This is a genomic window from Massilia sp. Masssp94 (assembly GCF_059491305.1).
This window is the reverse complement of the sequence record NZ_CP168501.1, coordinates 3,360,212-3,378,568: the sequence shown is the minus strand read 5'-3', so window position 1 is coordinate 3,378,568 and position 18,357 is coordinate 3,360,212. Positions and strand designations below refer to the sequence as shown.

The 18,357-nt window shown below is 66.4% G+C and carries 15 protein-coding genes; 6 read left to right on the top strand and 9 right to left on the bottom strand.

Features of this window, described 5'->3' with window-relative positions:
- Positions 1–115: 115 nt before the first annotated feature.
- The 7 genes from ACEN9G_RS14980 to ACEN9G_RS14950 all read right to left on the bottom strand — a co-directional run bounded on the left by ACEN9G_RS14980 (position 116) and on the right by ACEN9G_RS14950 (position 9,239).
- The gene (locus tag ACEN9G_RS14980; protein ID WP_413340697.1) at positions 116–1,072 is read right to left on the bottom strand and encodes a PfkB family carbohydrate kinase; all 957 of its coding nucleotides are present in this window, start codon (positions 1,070–1,072) and stop codon (positions 116–118) included.
- On the bottom strand, positions 1,023–2,399 hold the full coding sequence (locus tag ACEN9G_RS14975; RefSeq protein WP_483126733.1) for an MFS transporter: 1,377 nt from the start codon (positions 2,397–2,399) through the stop codon (positions 1,023–1,025). Before ACEN9G_RS14975 ends, ACEN9G_RS14980 begins: the two co-directional genes overlap by 50 nt.
- Positions 2,396–3,340, bottom strand: a complete 945-nt coding sequence (locus tag ACEN9G_RS14970) for a PfkB family carbohydrate kinase (RefSeq protein WP_483126732.1) — start codon at positions 3,338–3,340, stop codon at positions 2,396–2,398. The genes ACEN9G_RS14975 and ACEN9G_RS14970 overlap by 4 nt, the downstream gene beginning before the upstream one ends.
- Positions 3,337–5,103, bottom strand: a complete 1,767-nt coding sequence (locus tag ACEN9G_RS14965) for an alpha-amylase family glycosyl hydrolase (RefSeq protein ID WP_483126731.1) — start codon at positions 5,101–5,103, stop codon at positions 3,337–3,339. The genes ACEN9G_RS14970 and ACEN9G_RS14965 overlap by 4 nt, the downstream gene beginning before the upstream one ends.
- A gap of 15 nt (positions 5,104–5,118) precedes the next feature.
- Positions 5,119–7,398: a TonB-dependent receptor gene (locus tag ACEN9G_RS14960; RefSeq protein WP_413340645.1), complete on the bottom strand. Its 2,280-nt coding sequence runs from the start codon at positions 7,396–7,398 to the stop codon at positions 5,119–5,121.
- Between the two features lie 214 nt (positions 7,399–7,612).
- Positions 7,613–8,599 carry a LacI family DNA-binding transcriptional regulator gene (locus ACEN9G_RS14955; RefSeq protein ID WP_483126730.1) on the bottom strand — a complete coding sequence of 329 codons (987 nt, stop codon included), beginning with the start codon at positions 8,597–8,599 and terminating at the stop codon, positions 7,613–7,615.
- 31 nt (positions 8,600–8,630) lie between these two features.
- On the bottom strand, positions 8,631–9,239 hold the full coding sequence (locus tag ACEN9G_RS14950; RefSeq protein WP_413340648.1) for a glutathione S-transferase family protein: 609 nt from the start codon (positions 9,237–9,239) through the stop codon (positions 8,631–8,633).
- Positions 9,240–9,404: 165 nt separating this feature from the next.
- Here ACEN9G_RS14950 and purB point away from each other — a divergent pair, with 165 nt between their 5' ends.
- Entirely contained in the window at positions 9,405–10,784 is a 1,380-nt protein-coding gene (gene purB, locus ACEN9G_RS14945; protein WP_413340650.1) for an adenylosuccinate lyase, read from the top strand.
- A gap of 100 nt (positions 10,785–10,884) precedes the next feature.
- On the opposite strand, the gene ACEN9G_RS14940 is transcribed toward purB, so the two are convergent.
- Positions 10,885–12,828 carry a TOL_0244 family TonB-dependent receptor gene (locus ACEN9G_RS14940; protein ID WP_413340653.1) on the bottom strand — a complete coding sequence of 648 codons (1,944 nt, stop codon included), beginning with the start codon at positions 12,826–12,828 and terminating at the stop codon, positions 10,885–10,887.
- A gap of 238 nt (positions 12,829–13,066) precedes the next feature.
- On the opposite strand from ACEN9G_RS14940, the gene ACEN9G_RS14935 reads away from it, so the two are divergent.
- From ACEN9G_RS14935 to ACEN9G_RS14925, 3 genes are read left to right on the top strand one after another with little or no spacing between them, the layout of a single operon-like run.
- Positions 13,067–13,603 carry a cytochrome b gene (locus ACEN9G_RS14935; RefSeq protein WP_413340654.1) on the top strand — a complete coding sequence of 179 codons (537 nt, stop codon included), beginning with the start codon at positions 13,067–13,069 and terminating at the stop codon, positions 13,601–13,603.
- 11 nt (positions 13,604–13,614) lie between these two features.
- Positions 13,615–14,169, top strand: a complete 555-nt coding sequence (locus ACEN9G_RS14930) for a YceI family protein (protein ID WP_413340656.1) — start codon at positions 13,615–13,617, stop codon at positions 14,167–14,169.
- 30 nt (positions 14,170–14,199) lie between these two features.
- Positions 14,200–14,769, top strand: coding sequence for a YceI family protein (locus tag ACEN9G_RS14925; protein ID WP_413340657.1), 570 nt, complete (start codon positions 14,200–14,202; stop codon positions 14,767–14,769).
- Positions 14,770–14,853: 84 nt separating this feature from the next.
- Here ACEN9G_RS14925 and ACEN9G_RS14920 read toward each other — a convergent pair whose 3' ends face one another.
- On the bottom strand, positions 14,854–16,335 hold the full coding sequence (locus tag ACEN9G_RS14920; protein ID WP_495605546.1) for a hypothetical protein: 1,482 nt from the start codon (positions 16,333–16,335) through the stop codon (positions 14,854–14,856).
- 395 nt (positions 16,336–16,730) lie between these two features.
- On the opposite strand from ACEN9G_RS14920, the gene ACEN9G_RS14915 reads away from it, so the two are divergent.
- Both ACEN9G_RS14915 and ACEN9G_RS14910 read left to right on the top strand, forming a co-directional pair.
- Positions 16,731–17,000, top strand: a complete 270-nt coding sequence (locus tag ACEN9G_RS14915) for a GlsB/YeaQ/YmgE family stress response membrane protein (protein ID WP_413337061.1) — start codon at positions 16,731–16,733, stop codon at positions 16,998–17,000.
- A gap of 71 nt (positions 17,001–17,071) precedes the next feature.
- Positions 17,072–18,349, top strand: coding sequence for a phospholipase D-like domain-containing protein (locus tag ACEN9G_RS14910; RefSeq protein ID WP_413337062.1), 1,278 nt, complete (start codon positions 17,072–17,074; stop codon positions 18,347–18,349).
- Positions 18,350–18,357 lie beyond the last annotated feature (8 nt).

Here is an 18,357-nt window from a genome sequence, read left to right as displayed (position 1 = left end):
CGATAAACCTGCTGCGCGTCGCACTGTTGGCCTCCGATGCTCGCCGTACCGTAAGTACGGCTGCGCTTCTCGGCCAACATTGCTTCCGCTCGCGACGGTTTCTCGAGGTTCCTTTTTAAGATGCCTCGCGCCAGCGTGCGACCCACTTGTCGTAGAAGCCGATGTCATTGGGCACCGCGCCGCTGACCGCACAGATCGCGCCGGCGAATTCGTTGGCGCGCGCCAGTATGAGCTCCAGCGGCCAGCCGCGCGCGCGGCCCAGCATGAAGATGGCGGCGAAGGCGTCGCCCGCGCCCGTCGTGTCGATCACGAACGGCGGCACCGGGTTGTCGCGGGTGGCGACGTAGCTGCCGTCCGCGCCGAAGTACACGGAACCGCGGTGGCCCAGGGTCACGATCAGTGCTTCCAGCGAAAAGCGGTCCATCAGCGCGCGGCAGGCCGCGTGCACCTCTTCCGTCGACAGCGCCTCGTCGTTCGGGCCGATCTGGAAATACCACTGGAACAGCGCCTGCAATTCCTCCTCGTTGACCTTGACGATGTCGGCCGCCGTCAGCGCCTTCGTGACGATCGGTTCGGTCGCGTGGCCCGTGCGCAGGTTGAGGTCGAGGAAGCGCTTGGCCGCCGGCGTCGCGTCCAGCACGGCCGCCAGCGCGAGGCGCGAGCGTTCTTCGCGCTGGGCCAGCGTGCCGAAATACACGGTGTCGTACTCATTGCTTCCCACCTCGCCGGAAACACTCGCTGCGGCGGAGTCGGGGTCGATGAAATCGTAGGCCTGGCGCGGCAGCAAAGTGAGACGATGACTGGTGCCCTGGCGCTCGACGACGGCGCGGCCCGTTTCTTCCATCGTGTCGATCTGCAGGCCCGTTTCCGGGATCACGAAGCGTTCGAACTCGGCGCGGACGGCGGCGCCGTTGCGGTCGTCGCCGATGCGGGTGATCAGGAGGGGCGGTGCCATGAAGGCGGCCAGGTGGCGCGCCACGTTGAACGGGGCGCCGCCGACGACCGGGGCGCCCGCGCCTTCCTCAACGTGCACCTCGCCGAACACCACCGCCATCCCGTTCCACTTCAGCATACGCCATCTCCGTCCGTTCGATCGTACCCGGGGCATTGTAGCGCACCAGGCGCATCGCGAAAGCGGCGCAAACGAGCAGCGCGCCGGCCAGGCGGATCACGTTTTCCGGGTTCCCGCCCAGCCAGCTGTGGTAGTACAGCGGCAGGGTGAAGATCTGGATGATCATCGGGATCACGATGAACATGTTGAAGATGCCCATGTAGACCCCCGTGCGTTCCGGCGGCAGGCTGGACGCGAGGATCACGTACGGATTGCCCATGATGCTGGCCCACGCGAGGCCGATGCCGACCATCGGCACGAGCAGCAGCACCGGCGTGTGGATGTGGGGGATCGCGAGCATGCCGGCGCCGGCCAGCAGCAGGCACACGGCGTGCACGACGTGCGGCCCGTGACGCCGCGCGAACGGCACCAGCGCGAACGCGGCGAGGAACGCGATGAAGTTGTAGAACGCGCCGATCTGGCCGTTGAGGAGGCCCGCGTCGCGAAAGCCCGGCGAGGCCGCGTCGCTCGTGCCGAACAGGGTGCGCGCCAGCGACAGCGTGATGAATTGCCAGTAGCAGAACATCGCGTACCACTGGAAGAGCTTCACGAGGGCCAACTGCTTCATCGTCACCGGCATGTCGCGCACGGCGGCGCCGATCTCCGCCAGCGTATGCGTCCAGCCGCCGGGCGTGGCGCGCAGCGCCGCCAGCGCGTGCGGCGGCAGCGGGTCTTCCGGCGTCGTCTTCACGGACCACAGCACGGACACGAGCGAGCACACGGCGCCGATCAGGAATGCCGCGACGACGACCTGCGGGATATGGCTACCGTTGACGGCATCCTTGTCCATCCCGATCCACACGAGCAGCGACGGCGTCAGGTAGGCCAGCGTCTGGCCCAGGCCCGTAAACGCGCTCTGCGTGAGGAAGCCGAGCGAGTGCTGGCTCGCGGGCAGCTTGTCGCTGACGAACGCGCGGTACGGTTCCATCGTCACGTTGTTCGCGGAGTCGAGGATCCACAGCAGGCTCGCGGCCATCCACAACGTCGGGCTGTACGGCATTGCCAGCAGGCCGAGGCTGCACAGGATCGCGCCGATCAGGAAGTATGGCGTACGTCGTCCCCAGCGGCTGACGGTGCGGTCGCTCATCGCGCCGATCAGCGGCTGCACGAGCAGGCCCGTGACGGGACCCGCGAGCCACAGGTACGGCAGGCTCGCCTCGTCGGCGCCGAGATATTTGTAGATGGGGCTCATGCTGCTCTGCTGCAGCCCGAAGCTGAACTGGATGCCGAAGAATCCGATGTTCATGTTGACGATCTGCCAGAACGTCATGCGCGGCTTGGCCATCATGGCTCCCAGCGGTCGATGAATGGACGGTAGAACGCATGATCGTCCGGGACGGCGCCGACGATGCCGCACACGGCGCCGGCGAATTCGTTGGCGCGGGCAAGCGTGGCATCAAGCGCCCAGCCGCGCGCGCGGCCCAGCAGGAACACGGCGGAGAAGGCGTCGCCCGCGCCGACCGTATCGGCCAGCTGCACGGGTACTCCCGGCGTCGGGGTTGAGTGATAAGCGCCATCGGCACCGAAATGCACGGCACCGCGCGGCCCCAGCGTCACGATCAGGCCCGTCAGGTTGAACACGCGCAGCAAGGTCGCGCACGCGTGGCGCACGTCGGCGCATGCCATGTCGTCAGTCGGGAGCCGCATGTGGGTGTACCAGCCGAACAAATCCTGCAACTCCTCTTCGTTGACCTTGACGATGTCGGCCGCGTGCAGCGACGCGAACACGCACCGCTCCGTCACCTGCCCTTCCCGCACGTTCAGGTCCAGGTAGCGGCAGGCATCGGTCGCGCCCAAGAGCCGCGCCAGCGTATCGCGCGATGCCGGCTCGCGCTGGGCCAGCGTGCCGAAATACAGCGTCGCGGGCGCGGCGGCCGTCATGGCCGTCACCGCGGGCTCCGCCTCGATGGCATCATAAGCCTGGTGCGGCAGGATCGTGAAGCGGTGGCCCCCGTCGCTGTGGCGTTCCACACTCACCCGGCCCGTCGGCAAGGCCGCATCCACCTGCAGCCCGGCCATCGGCAGGCCGAAGCGCTCGAACGCCGCGCGCATGCGGGCGCCGTTCTCGTCCAGGCCCACTCGGGTGAGCATCAGGGCGTCCTGTCCCAGCGCGGCCAGGTGGCGCGCGACATTGAACGGCGCGCCGCCGATCACCTGGCGGTCGCCGAAGTCGTCCACCAGCGCTTCGCCGAACACGGCGACGGTTCCATTTACACGTTGCGTCATCATAGCCACACCTGATCCCACGGCGCCAGCGTCACCGCGCCGGCGCGGCCGTATGCGGCCAGGTCGACGGTCAACGCGCGGCCGGAAAAGTTGAAGAGACCCAGGAAGCGCTCGCCGCGTGCCAGCGCCAGCAGGGCCGGATCGCCGGCGGGCAGCACCGTGCACGGCGTCCCGGCCGCGAGGTCCGGCGTCGCGCGGCGCTGCCGGATCAGCCGGCGCAGGCCCGCGTACGCGCGGCCGGCCGGCGTCGTGATGTCGTCACGCGCCGCGTGACGCGCTTCGTCGAACGGCGCGCGCTGGATCCAGCGGCTGTCGTGCGCCTTTGCCGGATCGGCGAGGTAGCTGTCGTCGTTGGCCATGGCCAGCTCGTCGCCCATGTACAGCACGGGCAGGCCGCCGAAGCACAGCGCGAGGCCGTGCACGAGCAGCAGGCGCCGCAAGCCTTCCTCGGATCCGTCCGCGCCGGAGAGCGCCGCGGCCGTGCCGTTGGTCGCGAGGCCGCCCTGGAAGCCGACGCCTGCGGCATAGCTCACCTCGTCGTTATAAAAACGCGCGACTTCGGCCAGGCGGTCGAGACTGCCCGCTTCGGCCAGCAGGTGCTTCCAGCCGATGTCGTCGTGGCAGCGCACATAGGTCAGCCAGCTCGCGCCGGATGGCAGCGGCGGCGTGGCGGCGGCGACCGCGCGCACGAGGCCCGCGTCTTCCTCGGCCAGCGCGGCCCAGCCGGCCGTCATGAGGGTGCTGTGGTACGCGAGGTGGCATTCGGGTGCTGCGGCGTCGCCGAAGTACGCGGGCAGTTCGCGCGTGGGCACGATCGCCTCGGCCTTCAGCAGCACGCCCGGTGCGGCGATGTCGACGATGGCGCGCAACGCCTGCAGCAGCAGGTGCGCTTCCGGCTGGTTCATGCAGTCCGTGCCGAGGCGCTTCCACAGGAACGCGGTGGAGTCGAGACGGAACACGTCGATGCCGCGGTTCGCGAGGCGCAGCAGCGCCGCCGCGACCGCTTCGAACACGGCCGGGTTGGCGTAGTTCAGGTCCCACTGGAACGGGTAGAACGTGGTCCACACCCAGCCGCCCAGCGCCGGGACATGCGTGAAATTGCCGGGCGCCGCCTGCGGGAACACCTGGCCCAGCGTACGTTCATACGCCTGCGCCCTGTCTTCGTCCAGCACGTGGAAGAAGGCGCGCATGGCGGTGTCGCCGGTGAGCGCGCCCAGCGCCCACGGATGGTCGTCGGCCACGTGGTTCAGGATCAGGTCCGAGCACAGGCTGATGCCCGCTTCGCGCAGCGCCGCCGTCAGGTCTTCCAGGTCGGCCATCGTGCCGAAGCGCGGGTCGACCTCGTCGAAGCTCGCGACGGCAAACCCGCCGTCGCTCTCGCCCGCGCGCGGACGCAGGAACGGCAGCAGGTGCAGGTACGTGACGCCGAGGTCGCGCAGGTGCGGGATGCGTTCCTTCACGCCGCGCAGGTTGCCGCCGAACTGGTCGACGTACGCGCTGTAGCCGAGCATCGTCGGCGCGCAGAACCAGCGCGGGTCGTCTTCGCGGGCGGCGTCGAGCGCCTGCAGCGCGGCCGGGCGCGCGGCCATCAGGCGCCCGACCCCGGCCATCAGGTTGTCGAACCAGCCGGCGTGGCCGGGCAGGTGGCCGTACAGGCGTTGCAGGCGGTCGGCCAGCACGGCCTCGTGACTCGCGAAACGACGCTGCGCGTCGGCGTGGCGAGCCGGCGGCAACCCGTCGAGCAGGCGGCGCAGGGAATGGGACATCGTGCTCATGGATCCTTAAAACGCGTACTTGACGCTGGCCTTCACGGCGCGCCCCGTGATCGAGCGGGCAGCATGGCCGTCGCCTTCGATCTCGGTGTAGCCGATGCGGTTGAACAGGTTGTTGGCGTTCAGGGACAGCTGCACCTTCGGCGTCAGCTGGTAATTCAGGAACGCATGCACGACCGTGTAGCCGGGCAGGACGAGCGTGTTCGCATCGTCGCCCCAGCTTTTACCGGTGCCGACGACGGCCAGGCCGAAGTTGGCCGCGCCCAGGTCGTAGCTCGGCGTGAGCTGGTACACGGCGTGTGCCTGGCGGCGCGGCGTGTGGCCGATCGTGGCTTCGCCGCCCGGTGCCGTCGCGGTGATCTTCGCATTGGTCAAGGTGAGGCCGCCGTTGACGCGGAAGTCGCCCACGCGATAGGCCGCTTCCAGTTCGGCGCCTTTCGCGTCGTAGCTGTTCGCGGTCGACAGCTGCGTCGTCGCTTCGTAGTTGCTCTCGCGGGTCTTGGCATGGAACAGCGTCAGGAACGTGGACAGGCCGCCACTGCGCCATTTCACGCCGCCTTCCAGCTGTTTCACCGTGTTGATGCTGATCGGCGCGCTGCCGTCCAGCGGGGTGCCGAACAGGATGCGGTCGGCGTTGAACGCCACGCCTTCGCTCGTGCGGGCGAACAGTGCCAGCGACGGCGTGATTCTCCAGTTGCCGCCCACCGAATACGACGTGTGGCCGATGTCGTAGTCGACGTGCTGCACGGTGCCCGGCTGGTACGCCGCCGCATTGGTGGCGATGTTGGCACTGCCCCCGGCGTGCTGGCGGTCGCGGCGCACGCTGGCGTCCACGTTCACGGTGCCCTGCTCCCAGCCGAAGTTCGCGTACGGCGAGTTGGTGCGGTATTCGACGTCGACGGCGCGCGAGCAGCAGCCACCGAATGCCGGCCCCACGTAGCCCGGTGTCGCGCTCGCGGTCTTCAGCAGCGCGGGGTCGTCGCCGGTCGCCTGCATCAGGTACTGGTTGAAGTTCCACGTCAGGCCCAGCTTCTGCAGCGACGAGTACCAGCCCGCCGTCACGTTCAGCTTCGCGCCGTCGATTTTAAATGTCTTGGTCAGGCGCGCATCGTTCAGCGTGTTGCCCGCGTCGTCGATCGACGTGTTGAAGACGACGGCATTAAAGGCGCGGCCGTTGTAGGCCTGGCCTGCGCTGGGGCCCGTCGCGAAGGTATAGCTGCCCACCGTGCCGCTGTCGGCCGGGAACACGCCCACGAAGCGGCCGCTGTTGGACGCCTTGCGGAACTTGTTCGTCACGGTCCAGCCATTGCCCAGGTCGAACGAGCCTTCCAGGCCGATCGCATTGCTCTTCACGGACAGGCCGTCGTTGACGTCGCTCGCAACAATGCCATTGCCCTTGGTGAGCGAGACGTCCTTGACCCAGTACGGCGAATAGAACGATGCATAGCGCGGGTCGATGCCGGCGATTTCCGAGATGTGGCCGTTGTTGACGAGGACCGGCACGGGCAGCGCCGTCGGGCTCTGGTCGTCGAGGTGCTTCAGCGAGACGCGCACGTAGCCGCCGTCGAAGTCGTGCGTGAAGTTCGCGCGCAGCTGGCCGCCCCGCTCGTTCTTGCCGGCCGCGTTGCGGATGCCTTCGCCGCGACGGTAGAAGCCGCCGACGAAGAAGCGGTCGCGCTCCGAGACCGGCGCGCCGTAGTCGAAGTCGACGCGCGTGCTGTCGTAATCGAGGCCGCGCGACAGGCCGATGCTGCCGCCCTGCTGCGCACCGTCCTTGGAGATGAAATTGATGATGCCGCCGGGCGAGTTGGTGGCCAGGGTCGAGGCCGAGCCGCCGCGCACGGCTTCCACGTGGTCGAGGGTGCCGTCGATCTTGATGTAGCTGTCGGGGGTGATGAAGTTGAAGTCGCCGAACTGCAGCACCGGCAGGCCGTCTTCCTGCATCTGCACGTAACGCGCGCCGCCCGCGGAGATGGGCACGCCGCGCACGGTGATGTTGGCATTGCCTTCGCCGCCCGACGACTCCGAGCGCACGCCCGGGATCGAACGCAGCACTTCGGCGGCGCTGGTCGGCGCGAGGTTCTGGATGGCGTCCGCTTCCAGCGTGCTGACCGAAACGCTCGACTTCATCTTGCTCGAACCGATCGGCGTGCCGGTGACGACGACGCGTTCCATCTTCAGGCCATCGGTAGCCGATGCCGGCGCGGCGGCTTCCTGCGCGGACGCCGCACCCAGGTGCAGCAAAGCCAGCGCCACGGCACGCGCCGTGTGCTTCATGCGAACTTCCATGTCTCCTCCGTTTGTATTCGATTTGTTGGCACCTTGTCAGGCACGCGGCCATTATTTCCCTATTTTTGGAAAAATGCAAACGATTGCAATAACGTTGCAAAAACGCTGCAACCGGCTAGCCATGCGGGATTCTCTCGCCTCTGAGGTAAAAAATCGTCGCAATTGCAAACGTTTGCAAATCAATGCGCAACGAGGGTGGAATGGCAACGCCCGGTCAGGCGCTGGCGCGGACGATCAGTTCGGTGGGAAGCTGGACGGAGGGTGCGCTGCGGCCGTCGACGAGGACGAGCAGCGCATCGACGAGCGCGCGCGCGGCCACGTCGCGCGGCTGGGCGACGGTGGTGAGCGGCGGGTGGAAATAACTGGACAACTCGATGTCGTCGTAGCCGACGACGGCCACGTCGACCGGCACGTCCTTGCCCTGTTCGCGCATGGCGTGGATGGATTTCATCGCGAGCAGGTCGCTGCTGGCGAACAGGGCATCGTACGCGACGCCGCGCCGGGCCAGTTCCGCCACGGCCTGGCCGCCGCTCTCGGGCAGGAACGACGATGCCACGTGCAGTTGCGGATCGGGAGAGAGGCCATGCGCGGCCAGCGCTTCGACGTACCCGCGGTGGCGCTGCTCGACCTCGGGCAAGCTGGTGTCGCCGAAGAAGGCAATGCGGCGCCGGCCCTGCGCCAGCAGGCGTTCCGTCGCGAGGCGGCCGCCCGTGACGTTGTCGCCGCCGACCGTCGTGTACAACTGCTGCGGCAGCTGCGCGCCCCAGACGACGAACGGCACGCCGCGCGCGGCCATCTTGTTGAGTTCAGCGTGGTGGCGGCCCTGGCCGATCAGGATCACGCCGATGGCGCGGCCGCCGTCGAATGGGGCGGCGGCGGCGTCGACCTGGTCGGCGTCCACGCGCGAAACGAGCGTGTCGAAACCCTGTTCGCTGAGCGCGTCCGCGAGGCCGCCCAGCATCGACAGGAAGAACGGGTCGGTCAGTTGCTGGCGCGAGGACTGGTCGATCGGGATGACGACGGCCACCGTGCGGTTCTGCTGCAGCCGCAGGTTTTGCGCGCCGATGTTGATCGTATAGTTCAGCGAACGCGCGAGGTCGAGGATGCGGTCGCGCGTTTCCTGGTTGACGAGGGGGCTGTGGCTGAGCGCGCGCGAGACGGTCGACGTCGACACGCCCGCGAGGCGCGCGATGTCGGCCATTTGCAACCGCCGGGACGACGAGGACATCGTATCAGTGCGGGACGGTGTCCTTGAACGACGGCCGTTCCGACAGCTTGTCGAACAGGCGCGCCAGGTTCGGATACGCGCTGCGCCAGTCGATGTCCGGGAAGCGGAACGACAGCCAGCCGAGCGTGCAGCCGACGGCGACGTCGGCCAGCGTGTAATGGATCCCCATGCAGAACGGCTGTTCGCCGAGGTTCTCGGACATCACGGCAAGACCGCCGCGCACCTTGCCCATCTGGCGGTCGAACCAGGCCTGGCTCTGCTGCTCGCCCGGGCGCCACGTGCGCTCCAGGTAGGCCAGCACGGCCGCGTCCAGCACGCCGTCCGCGAGCGCTTCCCACACCTTGACGTTGGCGCGGTCGCGGCTGTTCGGCGGGAGCAGCTTGCACACGGGCGTCAGCGTATCGAGGTATTCCGCGATCACGCGCGAGTCGTACATCGTGCTGCCGTCTTCCATCACGAGGCACGGCACCTTGCCCAGCGGGTTCGACGCAGCGATCTCCGTTTCCGGCGCCCAGACGTTTTCCAGCTCGAACTGATAGTCGAGCTTTTTCTCTGCCAGGACGACACGCGCCTTGCGCACGTAGGCACTGGTGAAGGAACCGATGAGTTTCATAGATGCTCAGTCATGTGGATTGGCAGACAGTATAGCATCGGCCTATCGCCCGCCAAACGCCGGCGAAACGCCTGCAACGGTGGCCAAATGAGACTTGACAAAGCGGCCAACCCCAGCCTGCCGATGGTAGAATCTCGTTTTTGCACTCACCGCCTCCCTCCTCCCATGACCTCTACCGCATCCTCCTCGACCCTGTCGGCCCTGTCCCCGCTGGACGGCCGCTACGCCGCCAAGACCGACAAGCTGCGTCCGATCCTGTCGGAAGCCGGCTTCATGCACCACCGCGTGAAAGTGGAGATCGCCTGGCTGCAGGCGCTGTCGCAGGCCGGCTTCGCCGAACTGAAACCGTTCTCCGCCGACGCATCCGCCCTGCTGGACAAGCTGGCCGCCGACTTCTCCGACGCGGACGCCGCCCGCATCAAGGAAATCGAGGCCGTCACGAACCACGACGTGAAAGCCGTCGAGTACTGGCTGAAGGAACAAGTGAAGGACGTGCCGGAGCTGGTCGCCGCGTCCGAATTCATCCACTTCGCATGCACGTCGGAAGACATCAACAACACGTCGCACGGCATGATGCTGAAAGCCGCGCGTGACGGCGTGCTGCTGCCGTCGCTGCAGGCCGTCATCGCCAGGCTGACCGAGATCGCCCACACGAACGCCGACCTGCCGATGCTGTCGCGCACGCACGGCCAGACCGCCAGCCCGACCACGCTCGGCAAGGAATTCGCCAACGTCGTCGCCCGCCTGCAGCGCGCGGTGAAGCGCATCGCGGACGTGGAAATCCTCGGCAAGATGAACGGCGCCGTCGGCAACTACAACGCGCACCTCTCGGCGTATCCGGGCTTCGACTGGCCGGCGTTCTCGAAGAACGTCATCGAACAGCGCCTGGGCCTGACGTTCAACCCGTACACGATCCAGATCGAGCCGCACGACTACATGGCCGAGCTGTTCGACGCGATCTCGCGCACGAACACGATCCTGCTCGACCTGAACCGCGACATCTGGACGTATGTGTCGCTCGGTTACTTCAAGCAGAAGCTGAAGGCCGGCGAGATCGGCTCGTCGACGATGCCGCACAAAGTGAACCCGATCGACTTCGAGAACTCGGAAGGCAACCTGGGCCTGGCCAACGCCGTGCTGCGCCACATGGCCGATAAACTGCCGGTGTCGCGCATGCAGCGCGACCTGACCGACTCCACCGTGCTGCGCAACATCGGCGTGGGCTTCGGCTACGCGCTGCTCGCGTACGACAGCTGCCTGCGCGGCCTGAACAAGCTGGAAGTGAACCCGGCGCGCCTGGAGCAGGACCTGGACGCGAACTGGGAAGTGCTGGCCGAGCCGGTGCAGACCGTGATGCGCCGCTACGGCATCGAGAACCCGTACGAGCAACTGAAGGAACTCACGCGCGGCAAGGGCATCACGCGCGACGCGCTGCAGGAATTCATCGGCAAGCTGGCGATTCCGCAAGATGCCAAGGACCTGCTGCTGGCCATGACGCCGGCGAATTACACCGGTCTGGCGGCGCAGCTGGCGAAGGCTATCTAAGTCGATGAACGTCGCCCCCGCGAAGGCGGGGACCCAATTTTGCATGAGCTGTCGAAACGCGTGCAGAACTTGGGTTCCCGCCTGCGCGGGAACGACGGGTTTAGCGCTGCCACGTCAGCTTCACTCCCACCGTCCTGGGCACCTCGGTCCGCACCGACGCCACGCCGTACTCCGCGTGCCCGCCGTTCAGGTTCGTCCCGATCACCGATAACTCCATCCCCGGCGCGAAACGCCAGCCGAACCGGGCATCCACGGCCCAGTAAGCCGGCACGTTCGGAAATCCCAACGCGCCATTGCGGCGCACGGCCAGTTCCAGTTCGCGGTCCGCGTCGATCGCGTGGCTGGAACGCAGCTGGGCCGTGTAGGCCGGATCACGCCCCGTCGTCATCGGGCTGCCCTGGTCGCGGCTGCCCGGCTTCAACGCGAATTCCTCGTGCAGCAGCGTGGCGCCCGCGGACAAACGCCACGCCTGCGTCATCTGCACATTGCCCCACGCCTCCAGGCCGCGCGCCTGGCCTACCATCAGGTTGCCGAACACGATCTGCCCGGCCGGCGTGACGTCCTGCGTGCGCAGGTGGTCGTACAGGTTGCGGAACGCCGTCACGGAATACGACACGATCTGCCCCGCCTGGCCGCGATAGCCCAGTTCGAGCACGCGCGCGGTCTCCGTCCGCACGCCCCGGCCGCCCGCCAGCAGGTAGGGCGGCGCTCCGGGCACGTACGCGTCCACGTCCAGCCGCGACGGCGCGCGCACGGTGCGCGACACGGCCGCCCAGAACGCGTGCATCGGCGTGGCGCGCCAGGACAGGCGCACGTTCGGCAGGAATTCCGTGCCCGTGTACGGATTGCGCTCCCAGCGCACGCCGGCCGTGGCGCTCAGGTCGTCGCGCAGGGCCACCTCGTCCTGCGCGAACAGGCTGGCCCAGGCCTGCGTGTCGCGCGCGGGCAGGAACGCGACGAAGCGGCTGTTGTCCACGCGGTCGCGGCTGGTGCGGTATTCCCCGCCCCACACGATGCTGTGCCGGCCGTGCGCGGGCAGCGCGTGCTGCAGTTGCAGGTCGAGGATGCCGACGGCGTCCGTGAACGTGGGCGGCACCTTGCGGTAGCGGTAGTCGTAATACGCCTGCGCGGTCACGCTGCCGCCGCCGTCGAGCACATGCTCCCAGCGTCCCGTGACGTTGGCGCCATGCAGCTGGATGTCGTCCAGGCCCGTGCCCGCACCCGGCGCCGCGATGACGCCGGGCGCCGGCTGGCCCTCGCGTCCGCGCCAGGCATTGGCGTTGACGCTGAACCGCTCCTCGCCCCGCTCCCAGTCGCCGCGCCAGCCGACCTGGCCCTGCGTCCAGTCGTCGTCGATCGCGCGGCCGGAGGCGAGTTCGCTATGCCCCAGTCCGAACACCTTGCCGTAGGCCCGCCACGCACCTTTGCCCATCGCACCCTCCATCGCGCCGCCGTGGCGGAATGCAGCCTGGACGCCGTCGACGTCGGCGCGCAGCACGAGCAGATCGCCCACGGTGTCGCGCGCGTGGCGGGTCGTGATGTTGATGACGCCGTTGACGGCATTCACGCCCCATAACGTGCCGCCGGGGCCGCTGATCACTTCGATCCGCTCGACGTCTTCCAGCATCACGTCCGGCTCGTCCCAGAACATGCCGGAGAACAGCGGCGAATAGACCGAGCGGCCGTCGATCATCACGAGAAGCTTGTTGGCCGGGCTGTTGCTCGTGCCGTTCATGCCGCGCGCGGAGATGAAATAGTTCGCGTTGCTGCTGCGCGCGACCTGCAGGTTCGGCGCGAGGTTCAGCGCCTCGGCGAGGTTGCGGGCGCCCGAACGGCGGATGTCGTCCGCCGTGATCACGTACACGGAGGCCGGCGCGCCCTGCAGGCGTTCGGGCCGGCGCGAGACGGACGTGACGTCGATGTTGGCCAGTTCTTCGATCGACAGGTCGGCGAACTCGCCCCGACGCGCCGCTTCCCCGGCATGCGCCGGCAAGGTCAGCATCAGCGCCGCCACTAACAAAGGCAGACCGGGCGTGTGGGTCATTATGTTTTATAAATCCGTTTTCTTGACATTTTACCTTCACATATGCAGACATGGCATATGCGCCACGGATTGTCCCACTGGCTGAACAAAGTTATCCGTATGGATAGCTTCCGCGCAATATTTGGAACCGTTAAAGTATCCCTATTGCAAATCCACAGCTACCCGCAACTCATGCTAGTGTGCTGGGTAGTTTGGTAATATTTAGTTCTAATTCGTACTAATTCATCGGAGACCCGTCATGCAGCGCTACACCACGACCGCCATCGTGCTTCACTGGCTGATCGCCGTGCTGATCATCGGTGCGTTCACGCTGGGTCTCGTGATGACGGACATTCCCGGCATCTCGCCCACCAAGCTGAAGTATTTTTCGTGGCACAAATGGGCCGGCGTGACCGTGCTGCTGCTCGCCACGATCCGCCTGCTGTGGCGCCTGAAGAACCGTCCGCCGGCGCTGCCCGACACGATGCCCGCGTGGCAGCGCGGCGCCGCCCACGGCCTGCATCATCTGCTGTACGTGCTGATCTTCGCCGTGCCGCTGTCCGGCTATTTCTACACGCTGGCGGCCGGCTTCCCGGTCGTCTATTTCGGCCTGTTCCAGCTGCCCGTGTTCATCGCCAAGAACCCGGCGCTGGCCGACACGCTGAAGCCGATCCACTACTGGCTGAACATGGTCATGGCCGGCCTCGTCGGCCTGCACGTGGTCGCCGCCCTGAAGCACCAATTCGTCGACCGCGACGGCACGCTCGGACGCATGCTGCCCGGCCGTTCCCACTGAAGGAGAAAACCATGAAATTCACCCGTGGCGGCCTGGCTGCCGTATTGGCTGGCGTGACGCTGATCGCCAGCGCCGTACCGCTGAAAACCGATGTCGCGCACAGCAGCGTCTCGGCCGTGTTCAAGCAGATGAACGTGCCGGTCGAATCGAAGTTCAAGAGCTTCAACGCGCAGATCGACTACGACGCGGCGCACCCGGAAAAAGCGACGGCGCGCGTGGACATCGACACGGCCAGCTTCGACATCGGCGAGGCCGAGTACAACAAGGAAGTGGCCGGCAAGGACTGGTTCAACTCGGCCAAGTTTCCGAAGGCAACCTTTGTCTCCTCCGCCATCAAGCCGGCCGGCGCGGGCAAGCTCTCTGTCTCGGGCAAGCTGACCATCAAGGGCCGGGTCCAGGACGTGACCTTCCCGGTCACCATCAAGCCGGAAGGCGGCAAACAGGTTTTCGAAGGGCAACTGCCGATCAAGCGGCTGGCCTTCAACATCGGCGAAGGCGAGTGGAAAGACACGAGCATGGTCGCCGACGAAGTCGTCATCAAATTCCGCGTCGCAGCGGGACAATAAACACTATTTATCGTTAAAGGATCGCCTTACATGAAACTCAAGCACCTCGCCCTCCTGGCCGTCGCCTTCGCTTCCAGCGCCGCCTTCGCCGCCGACACCTACAAGATCGATTCGAACCACACGTACCCGAGCTTCGAGGCCGACCACTTCGGCGGCCTGTCGAACTGGCGCGGCAAGTTCGACAAGACGGAAGGCTCCATCGTCGTCGACCGCGCGGCCAAGACGGGCACCGTCGACATCACCATCGACGCGAACAGCCTGGACTTCGGCCACGCCAAGATGAACGAGCACGCCAAGGGCCCGGACATGTTCGACGTGGCCAAGTACCCGAACGCCACCTACAAGGGCAAGATCGTGTTCAAGGGCGACGCACCGTCCACCGTCGACGGCGAACTGACCCTGCACGGCGTGACCAAGCCGGTCACCCTGCACATCAACTCGTTCAAGTGCATCCAGCACCCGATGCTGAAGCGCGAAGTGTGCGGCGCCGATGCGTCGGCCACGTTCAACCGTGCCGATTTCGGCGTGGACTACGGCGTCAAGATGGGCTTCAAGCCGGAAGTCAAGCTGGCGATCCAGGTCGAAGCCGTCAAGCAGTAATCGCTCGATCCAAAAGAATAAGCCCCGCGGCCAGCACGGCCGCGGGGCTTTTTCTTTTGCCGGGTTCGTAGCGCCGCCGAACGATCAGCGGCCGTCGCGATCCGAATCACCCGGAATCGCACGCTCCACGCGATCCCACGCGGCGCGGCTGGCCGACTTGGCCTGCTCCCACGACAGGCGCGAATGGCCCTTCACGCGATCCCACTCGTCGGCCATGTGCGGCTCGGCCAGGTCGTAGGACGGGAAGCGGCGGGCGTTGTTGTAGCCCAGCGCATAGGCCGGCGAATAATCGTCGTACGTGTAGCCCGTGGTGTAGTACGGTTGCGTCTGGTAGTTCGAGCGCCAGTACGCATCCTCCACCGTCGGATTCACGAGGTGGCCGGCACCCTTGCCGACCATGCCGCCGGCGATGCCCCCGATGGCTGCACCTGCCGCCATGCCGACCGGGCCGCCGACGGCACCAATCGCGGCACCGGCTGCCGCGCCGCCGCCGCCGGCCAGGTTGTGCTCATGCAGATCGTCGCCCGGTTTCGGGTTCACGACTTCGCCCGCGCCCTTGCCGGCCATGCCGCCGGCGATACCGCCGATGGCTGCGCCCGCGACGGTGCCGATCGGACCGGCCGCGCTGCCCACGGCCGCACCGGTCAGTGCGCCCGCACCCGCACCCGTGCCCTGGGCCAGGTTGTGTTCATGCAGGCGGTCTTCCGAATGCGGATTCACCACTTCGCCCGCGCCACGGCCCGCCGCGCCGCCGGCCAGGCCGCCGATCGCGGCACCGGCCAGCGCACCGACCGGGCCGGCCACGGAGCCCGCAGCCGCGCCCATTGCGGCGCCCGTGCCCTTGGCCAGGTAGTGTTCGCCCAGGTCGTCGCCCGCTTTCGGGTTAACGACTTCGCCCACGCCCTTGCCGGCCATGCCGCCGGCGATGCCGCCGATCGCCGCACCGGCCGCCATGCCGATCGGACCGCCGGCCGCGCCCAGTGCGGCGCCGGTGGCGGCACCCGCGGCGGCGCCGATGCCGGTGCCGATCACGTGCGAGCCGCCGTTATCGGTGAAGGTCTGGTTCAGGTAGGCAACGTCCTCGTCCGAACGCGGCGTCACGCCCAGCACGATGCCGCCGTTGTTGATGCCTTCCTCGTAGTGCTTGACGCGTTCTTCCGGGATGCCGGCACCGATCAGCGCGCCGATCAGGCCGCCGGTAATGCCGCCCGCGCCTGCGCCGGCCAGGGCTGCCGCCAGCGGACCGGCGACGACGAGGCCTGCGCCCGGGATCACGAGCGAGGTGCCGATGGCGGCCACGCCGGCAAGCACGGCGCCGATGGTGCCGCCGATACCTGCACCGGCAGCGGCGCCTTCCGCGGCCTTGCTGCCCAGCTCAGTCTCGGTGTCGGAGAAATGGGTCTTGCGGGTCGTGTCCGACATCATCAGGTTGACGTCGTCCTTCGTATAACCGCGGGTGGAGATGGCGCTGTAGGCGCGCTCCGCGCTGGCGCGGTCGGGGAACAGCCCGGTCACCATACGGTTCTGCTTGTTCTGCTCAGTGGTCGTGTTGTCGAAAATAGCCATGATGTACGTTCCTTTCAGTAATCGAAGCGGTCCGGGGTGTTACGTTTCAAGGCGTCTCGAAAAACCGTAGCGAGCGGCCGCAGTTGCGGTTGAGAAGCGCAGCTGTACGAAAGTACAGTGAGCATCGCAAACTGCAAATGCAACGCGCAGTAGGTTTTTCGACGCGCCTTTCGATGCAAAGTGATTGAACGATATGCCTGCCGAGCAAGGCGCTTCTGTTCGGTGACGCACCCAGTTAGGGACATTCCGCACCACAAGAGAACGTCGCCGGAGTTTGCGCGTCTAACGTTCGGCAACGCACCGACCCGGTACCGTGTGCATCAATAGACTTTGCACATGGCCTCGGCATTCAATTGGCCTGGAGTATGTTTTTTCCAACTTGAGGAGGACTCAACATGTTATTCATTATCTGGATCGTCGTTGGTGGTGTGCTCGGCTGGCTCGCCAGCATGGTCATGAAGACGGATGCTGAGCAAGGCATGATTCTCAATGTCGTGGTCGGTATCGTGGGAGCCTTCCTGGGTGGCTGGCTGCTGTCCCCGCTGTTTGGTAATGGCACCATCAACTCCGATGACTTCAGTGTATCTTCGCTGCTGGTCTCGTTCCTGGGCGCTGTGATCCTGCTCGCAATCGTGAATCTGCTGCGTCGCGGCCGCGTCCGCTAAGCAGGTGCAAGCCCCGCTTTGAAAACCAACGTCGGCTGGCGTTGGTTTTTTTACGTCTTCAAATCGAACTCATGCGTATCAAACGCCCCATCGTCGTCCTCATCACCTGCGTCGCCACCCTCGTGGCGGGCCTGCTCGTGCTGAACTTCGCGCCAGGCGAAAAGAAGATCGACACGCAGCTCACGCGCCTGTACGACACGGACGATCCGCAATTCCGCCGCTCGCTGGGCGTGCTGCTGGGCCCGCCCATCATCGAGGGCAACAAGGCCGAAGTGCTGCTCAACGGCGACAAGATTTTCCCCGCCATGCTGGACGCGATCCGCTCGGCGCAGACATCCATCAGCTTCGAAACCTATATCTACTGGGAAGGCACGATCGGCCGCGAATTCACGGACGCGCTGTCGGAACGGGCGCGCGCCGGCGTCAAGGTGCACGTGCTGCTCGACTGGATCGGCAGCATGAAGATCGACGACGCGTCGCTCGACGAGATGCGCCGCGCCGGCGTCGAATTGCACCGCTACCACAAGCCCGTCTGGTGGAAACTCGCGCGCCTGAACAACCGTACGCACAGAAAGCTCCTGATCGTCGACGGCAAGGTCGGCTTCACGGGCGGCGTCGGCATCGCGGACAAATGGCGCGGCAACGCCCAGGATCCCGAGCACTGGCGCGATTCGCATTTCCGTGTGGAAGGCCCGGTCGTCGGCCAGATGCAGGCCGTGTTCAACGACAACTGGACCAAGGCGACGGGCGCCGTCCTCGACGGGCCCGCCTACTTCCCCGCCCTCGTCGCGCAGGGCGACATGCCCGCGCAGATGTTCTCCAGCTCGCCCACGGGCGGCAGCGAGAGCATGCACCTGATGTATTTGCTGGCCATCACGGCCGCGCGCCGCACGATCCACTTGTCGAACTCGTACTTCGTGCCGGACGAACTGGCCGTGAAGGCGCTCGTCGCGGCGGCGAAACGGGGCGTGGACGTGCGCATCATCACGCCGGGCCCCATCATCGATTCCGACGTCGTGCGCGCCGCCTCGCGCGAGCGCTGGGGCGAATTGCTGGAAGCCGGCGTCAAGATGGCCGAGTACCAGCCGACGATGTACCACGTGAAGGCACTGGTCGTCGATTCGCTGCTCGTCTCCGTCGGCTCCACCAATTTCGACAACCGCTCGTTCATCCTCAACGACGAGGCCAACCTGAACGTGCTCGATCCTGACTTTGCCAAGCAACAAGAAGCTGTCTTCGAAGACGACTGGAAACACGCGCGCCCCATCACCTTGCAGGCGTGGCAGAACCGCCCATTCATGGAAAAAATCGGCGGCAAGCTGGCTGACCTGATCGGGGCGCAGCTATAAAGGACTAA

Bases quoted from the DNA above. Each gene is read 5' to 3' on its own strand.
- ACEN9G_RS14980 (WP_413340697.1), bottom strand. From the start codon at position 1,072: ATGCTGAAGTGGAACGGGATGGCGGTGGTGTTCGGCGAGGTGCACGTT.
- ACEN9G_RS14975 (WP_483126733.1), bottom strand. From the start codon at position 2,399: ATGATGGCCAAGCCGCGCATGACGTTCTGGCAGATCGTCAACATGAAC.
- ACEN9G_RS14970 (WP_483126732.1), bottom strand. From the start codon at position 3,340: ATGATGACGCAACGTGTAAATGGAACCGTCGCCGTGTTCGGCGAAGCG.
- ACEN9G_RS14965 (WP_483126731.1), bottom strand. From the start codon at position 5,103: ATGTCCCATTCCCTGCGCCGCCTGCTCGACGGGTTGCCGCCGGCTCGC.
- ACEN9G_RS14960 (WP_413340645.1), bottom strand. From the start codon at position 7,398: ATGGAAGTTCGCATGAAGCACACGGCGCGTGCCGTGGCGCTGGCTTTG.
- ACEN9G_RS14955 (WP_483126730.1), bottom strand. From the start codon at position 8,599: ATGGCCGACATCGCGCGCCTCGCGGGCGTGTCGACGTCGACCGTCTCG.
- ACEN9G_RS14950 (WP_413340648.1), bottom strand. From the start codon at position 9,239: ATGAAACTCATCGGTTCCTTCACCAGTGCCTACGTGCGCAAGGCGCGT.
- purB (WP_413340650.1), top strand. From the start codon at position 9,405: ATGACCTCTACCGCATCCTCCTCGACCCTGTCGGCCCTGTCCCCGCTG.
- ACEN9G_RS14940 (WP_413340653.1), bottom strand. From the start codon at position 12,828: ATGACCCACACGCCCGGTCTGCCTTTGTTAGTGGCGGCGCTGATGCTG.
- ACEN9G_RS14935 (WP_413340654.1), top strand. From the start codon at position 13,067: ATGCAGCGCTACACCACGACCGCCATCGTGCTTCACTGGCTGATCGCC.
- ACEN9G_RS14930 (WP_413340656.1), top strand. From the start codon at position 13,615: ATGAAATTCACCCGTGGCGGCCTGGCTGCCGTATTGGCTGGCGTGACG.
- ACEN9G_RS14925 (WP_413340657.1), top strand. From the start codon at position 14,200: ATGAAACTCAAGCACCTCGCCCTCCTGGCCGTCGCCTTCGCTTCCAGC.
- ACEN9G_RS14920 (WP_495605546.1), bottom strand. From the start codon at position 16,335: ATGGCTATTTTCGACAACACGACCACTGAGCAGAACAAGCAGAACCGT.
- ACEN9G_RS14915 (WP_413337061.1), top strand. From the start codon at position 16,731: ATGTTATTCATTATCTGGATCGTCGTTGGTGGTGTGCTCGGCTGGCTC.
- ACEN9G_RS14910 (WP_413337062.1), top strand. From the start codon at position 17,072: ATGCGTATCAAACGCCCCATCGTCGTCCTCATCACCTGCGTCGCCACC.